Below are 4,884 nucleotides of genomic sequence, written 5' to 3'. Positions count from 1 at the left end.
GACGGCCGAGCCGGGGACGCCGGAGCGGAAGGTCGCCGACGCGATGCGCGCGTTCCCGGCCTGGACGTCCGGCACCCGGCGCGAGGAGCGCCGCCTGATGGAGGCCGTGCCGGGCCTGCTGGTCAAGTGCGGCGCGGAGGGCGTGGACGCGTTCGCGTTCGCCGACGGCCGGGCCGGGGCCATCAAGGTCGACGACGGGTCGATGCGGGCCCGGACGCCGGTCACGGTGGCCCTGCTGCGCGCGCTCGGCGTGGAGCCCGCGGACCCGGCCGTCCTGGAGGAGCTGGCGACCGTCCCGCTGCACGGCGGCGAGGCGGTCGTGGGGGAGATCCGCGCCGTTCGCGGCCTGTTCATGACCGGTTGACGCCGCTCAGGGCCGGAACGGCCGGAGGCGCGGTCCTGGAGCGTTCCAGGCCGCGCCTCCGGCTTCCCGTCCGGGTCAGTCGAGCATCCGCGCCCGGCCCGCCCCGAGTCCCGGGATGATCTCCGAGAGCGCGATGGCGACCACCAGCGCCACCGGGACCGTCCAGCCGGACGTCGCGTCGCGCAGCGCGCCGATCAGCAGCGGCCCGAACGCCGAGATCACGTAGCCGACGCCCTGCACCATCCCGGAGAGCTGGGCGGCGGTCGCGGCGTCCGGGGAGCGCAGGCCGATCATGGACAGGGCGAGCGCGAAGGACGCGCCCTGGCCGAGCGCGAGCACCACGACGAACACCCACATCCCGCCCAGGGGGGCCCAGGTCAGCCCGGCGAACCCGGCCGCCGTCAGCACCGCCACCAGCAGCGCGATCGGCCGCTGGTCGCGCAGCCGCGCGGTGAGCAGCGGCAGGCACATGTTCCCGACGATCTGGACCAGGCTGGACGCGGCGGTGACGAACCCCGCGCTGCTCTCCGACAGCCCCCGGTCGGTCAGCAGCGTCGGCAGCCAGGCGAACATCACGTACGCCAGCGACGACTGCAGGCCGAAGAAGATCGTGATCTGCCACGCCAGCCGCGAACGCCACACCTTCCGCGCGACGTCCCGGTGCGAGACCGCGCCCGGTCCGGCGTCCGGGGCCGTCCCCGCCGCGCTCGCCGCGTTCGCCGCGCGGCGGACGCGCAGCATCCGGGGCAGCCACACCAGCGCGGCCAGCGCCGACGGGACGGCGAGCAGCGTCAGCGGCCCCCGCCAGCTCCCGCCGGTGGCGTGCTGCATCGGGACGGCGAGCCCCGACCCGAGCGCCGCGCCGCCGCTCAGCGCGACCGTGTAGAGGGCGGTGACCGCCGCGATCCGCTGCGGGTGGTCCCGCTTGATGAGGCCGGGGACGGCGATGTTGCCGATGCTGATCGCCATCCCGGCGACCAGCGACCCGGCGAACAGCGCCGGGGTGACCGGGATCATCCGCAGCCCGATCGCGGCCGTGAGCGCGACCATCGCCGCGACCGGCAGCGCCTCGGGACGCGGCGGACGGCGCAGGAACGCCGCCAGCAGCCCGTAGGAGCCGAGGAACATCAGCGGCAGCGTGGTGAGCGCCCCCGCCGCCGTCCCGGTCAGGTGCAGGTCGGCCCGGATCTCCCCGACCAGAGGCCCCACGGCGGTCAGCGCGGGACGCAGGTTGATCGCCACGAGGACGATCAGCGCCAGCCCGGCGACCGCCCCGGCGCGCCCGCGCGGCGCGTCGGCGGCGGGGGCGGTGTCGCCCGCGGTGGTGTCCGGCGGGGGCGTGGCGGCCCGCGAGAGGGGGCCGGAATCCTCACGAAGGGTCAACGCGGGGCTCCTCGGGGGTGGCGCGGACCAGCGCGTCCAGCGCGGTCAGGGTGGGCTCGATGACCGTCCGGGCGGCCCGCTCGGCGGCCTCGGCATCGCGGGCGGCGACGGCGTCCAGGACGGCGCGGTGCGCCTCCTGCGGGGCCTCGGCGAGGGCGACGTCGGCGCGCAGCGTGGAGATCGCCTCGCCGAGCCGGCCGGCGAAGTACCGGTAGGCCTCGACCAGCAGCGGGTTCTTCCCGGCCTCGACGACGCCGAGGTGGAAGCGGGCGTCGGCCTCGCCGAACTCCCGCTCGTCGCCTGCCGCCGCGCGCGCCGCGAGCAGCCCCTCCAGGCGGGCGAGGTCGGCGTCGGTGCGGCGGCGCGCGGCGAGCCGGGCGGCCTGGACGTCGTAGGCGAGCTGCACCTCGAACACGTCGATCAGCGTCGAACGCGCCACCCCGGCCAGCAGCGGCCGCGGGTCGACGCGGCTGCGCACGTACGTCCCGTCGCCCCGGCGCACCTCCAGCACGCCGATGTGGGTGAGCGCGCGGATCGCCTCCCGGACGGCCGGACGGCTCACCCCGAGCTCGTCCGCGAGCCGGTGCTCGCCGGGCAGGCGTTCGCCGACCCGCCAGCCGCCGCCGGTGATCTCCGACTGCAGCTGGTCGAGGACGGCGTCCACGGTGGATCCGGTGGATACCGGGTTCAGGGCCATGCGGGCGCCTCCAGAGGTCAGATGTCAGACATCTTACCTACGCCCGGAAGGCGGCCAAATGGCAGGTTGGTAGGAACCGGCGGTCGCCGGTGCCCGCGCACGGCCCGCGGCCGACGCGGATCCTCCGTACTACTTCTTACGGTGCTCGTAGTCCTCGGGCACGGCCGCGTCCCGGCGGGTGCGCTGCGACGGGCCCCCCTCGATGACCCCGCCCTTCACGGGCCCCCGGTTGGCGGTCTCCCCCGTCGGCTTGCCCGGGTGGACGCGCTTGCCCGAGGCGTGCCGGGTCAGCAGGAGCCAGGTGACGAGCGCCAGGGCGATGATGATCGGGCCCAGGATGACCCAGTAGTTGTTCCCCACGTGGTGGCCGGTCGCGGTGACGACGGTGGCTAGCACAGGTGACACCTCCTCACCCCGGCCCCTACCCGACAGGCGGGGATCAATCATCGCCCGCCCGGCGTCACATCCCGCGCGACTGCGAGATCGACCCCGAGGTGGCGAGCGTGAAGGTGCGCATGGACTCGGCGAACCGGGACAGGTCCCACTCGGCCGGGCCCTCGTACCAGTAGAGGTTGTCGGCGCCCTCGGCGCGGACGCCCGCGTCCTCGACGGTCCGGGCCCAGCGGTCCACGACGTCGAAGACGACCGCGTACGGCAGGAACCGGGAGAACAGGGCGATGCGCTGCTGGGACGGCATGTCCGAGTCCGGCAGGGCGCCCCGCTCCAGGAACGCCCGGAACCCGATCGTGTGCGCGAGGACGGTCGAGCCGCGCGCGGTCTTGGCCGGCATGTACTGGCCGCCGTAGGCGAGCGCCGCGCCCGCGACGATCACCGCGAGGCCGACCAGCGCGAGGTCGGTGGTGACGGCCAGGACGACGGTCGCGATGACGCCGAGGCCGGTCAGCGCCATGCCGGCGATCGTCCAGCGGGACCGGACGGTGTCGGGGCGGCGCGCGAACCAGCCCTGCTCCACCACGTCGTCGTACATCGCCGACCGGACGCGCTGGAGCTGGGTCGCGAACGTCCCGCCGAGCGCGGACAGCTTGACCGCGTCCCGGCCGTCGAACAGCGCGCCGAGCAGGATCCGCTCGTAGCGCAGCAGGTCGGCGTCGCCGCCGGGACGCTGGAGGCGGCGCAGCGTCCAGTCGAGCCGCCCGGTGGCGCCCCGGTCGTCCTCCTCGATCAGCACGTGGCCGCGGACCGCGAGGTCGACGATGGTGGCGGTCACGTCGATCACGTCCGCCTGCTCGTCGATCAGCGTGCCGATCTGGCCGGGCCGGACGCCGTTCGGCGGCTCGAACCGCTCGCCGGTGACGTGCGCCTGGTCGCCCTCGGCGGCCCGCTTGCCGACCACCCGGGCGTCCCGGCCGCGCAGCAGGTAGAGGGCGATGACGCCGCCGACCAGCAGCAGGAGCAGCGCGCCCAGCGCGGACGCGGTCACGCCGTTCACCGAGAACGCGGTCGCGGCGGTGTGCCGCCGCTCGAAGATCGCCTTGCCGCCGGTCGCCCCGGCGGGGAGCCCGACGACGACGGTGAGGTTGTCGTCCGGCAGCATCTGGCTCTGGCTGAACACGCCCTGGGTGTGCGTGTGGTTCGTATAGAACTGCGTGCAGCCGATCGTGCTGTCGAGGGCGCCCGCGAAGCAGTTGACGTTCTGCACCATGGCGGGCGCGTCCACCGTGGCGCGGGCCTGCGCGACCGGGACCTTCCAGCCGCCGACCGCCGTCCAGCGGAACTCCTCGACCTGCTTCTGCTGCGAGACCGGGCCCCGCACGTCGTACTGCAGCACCACGGTGTGCTGCCCGGTCGCCGCCCCGCCGGTCAGCTTCACGGTCGTGGTCGTCCCGGACGAGGACACCGACGTCCTGACCGGCCCGCCGTCCGGGCTGGACGCCCGCAGGTTCTCGATCTTCCAGACCCGGTCCTCGGTGACGCTGGCGTGCGTCCGCGTGGTGAAGGTCCGCTCGAACCCGGCGCTGGTGAACTGGTAGACGATCGTCTCGCGGACGTGGGCGACGCCGCCCTTGGCGAGGGTGATCGCCGCCTCGTCCTTGACGACGCGGTCCGAGACTCGCAGCCCCCGTCCGGAGGCGAGAGCGGCGTCCCGCGGCGCGGCCCCGGCGCCGTGCGGCACGGCCTCGGCGCCGTGCGGCGCGGCCTCGGCGGCACGGGCGGACACGTGCCGCGCCGGCTCGTACCGGCCGCCCGCGGCCTGCGCTGGAAGCGCGAGCGCGGCGGACAGAACGGCGGCGAGCGGCAGGGAGGCGACCAATGGCCGCAGGCGACCCAACATGGCGGCAAATGGTAGCGGCCCCGCACGTATAGTTCTCCCCTATGGCTGGTCATTACCCCCCTCCGGCCGGACGACCGGGGCAACCTCCGTACGGTCCGCCGCCTCCGCGGCCGCCCTACGGCGGTCCTCCCCGTGCCCCGCAGGGCG

5 protein-coding genes are annotated in these 4,884 nt (G+C 75.1%); 1 reads left to right on the top strand and 4 read right to left on the bottom strand.

Annotated features, from left to right (window positions below; translation table 11 throughout):
- A partial coding sequence (locus tag AB0J52_RS27420) for an asparaginase (RefSeq protein ID WP_500185227.1) occupies positions 1–364 on the top strand: 364 nt, incomplete at its 5' end.
- Positions 365–439: 75 nt separating this feature from the next.
- Here the strand turns inward: AB0J52_RS27420 and AB0J52_RS27415 are convergent.
- From AB0J52_RS27415 to AB0J52_RS27400, 4 genes are all read right to left on the bottom strand, one after another.
- Complete coding sequence (locus AB0J52_RS27415) at positions 440–1,747, bottom strand: CynX/NimT family MFS transporter (protein WP_500185226.1); 1,308 nt, start codon at positions 1,745–1,747, stop codon at positions 440–442.
- Positions 1,734–2,444, bottom strand: coding sequence for a FadR/GntR family transcriptional regulator (locus AB0J52_RS27410; protein ID WP_500185225.1), 711 nt, complete (start codon positions 2,442–2,444; stop codon positions 1,734–1,736). The genes AB0J52_RS27415 and AB0J52_RS27410 overlap by 14 nt, the downstream gene beginning before the upstream one ends.
- A 129-nt stretch (positions 2,445–2,573) precedes the next feature.
- Positions 2,574–2,840: a hypothetical protein gene (locus AB0J52_RS27405; RefSeq protein WP_500185223.1), complete on the bottom strand. Its 267-nt coding sequence runs from the start codon at positions 2,838–2,840 to the stop codon at positions 2,574–2,576.
- Positions 2,841–2,904: 64 nt separating this feature from the next.
- Positions 2,905–4,737 carry a DUF2207 domain-containing protein gene (locus tag AB0J52_RS27400; RefSeq protein WP_500185221.1) on the bottom strand — a complete coding sequence of 611 codons (1,833 nt, stop codon included), beginning with the start codon at positions 4,735–4,737 and terminating at the stop codon, positions 2,905–2,907.
- Positions 4,738–4,884 lie beyond the last annotated feature (147 nt).

This window comes from Spirillospora sp. NPDC049652, assembly GCF_040675125.1.
Classification (GTDB): Bacteria; Actinomycetota; Actinomycetes; order Streptosporangiales; family Streptosporangiaceae; genus Spirillospora.
This window is presented reverse-complemented; position numbering and strand designations above follow the sequence as displayed.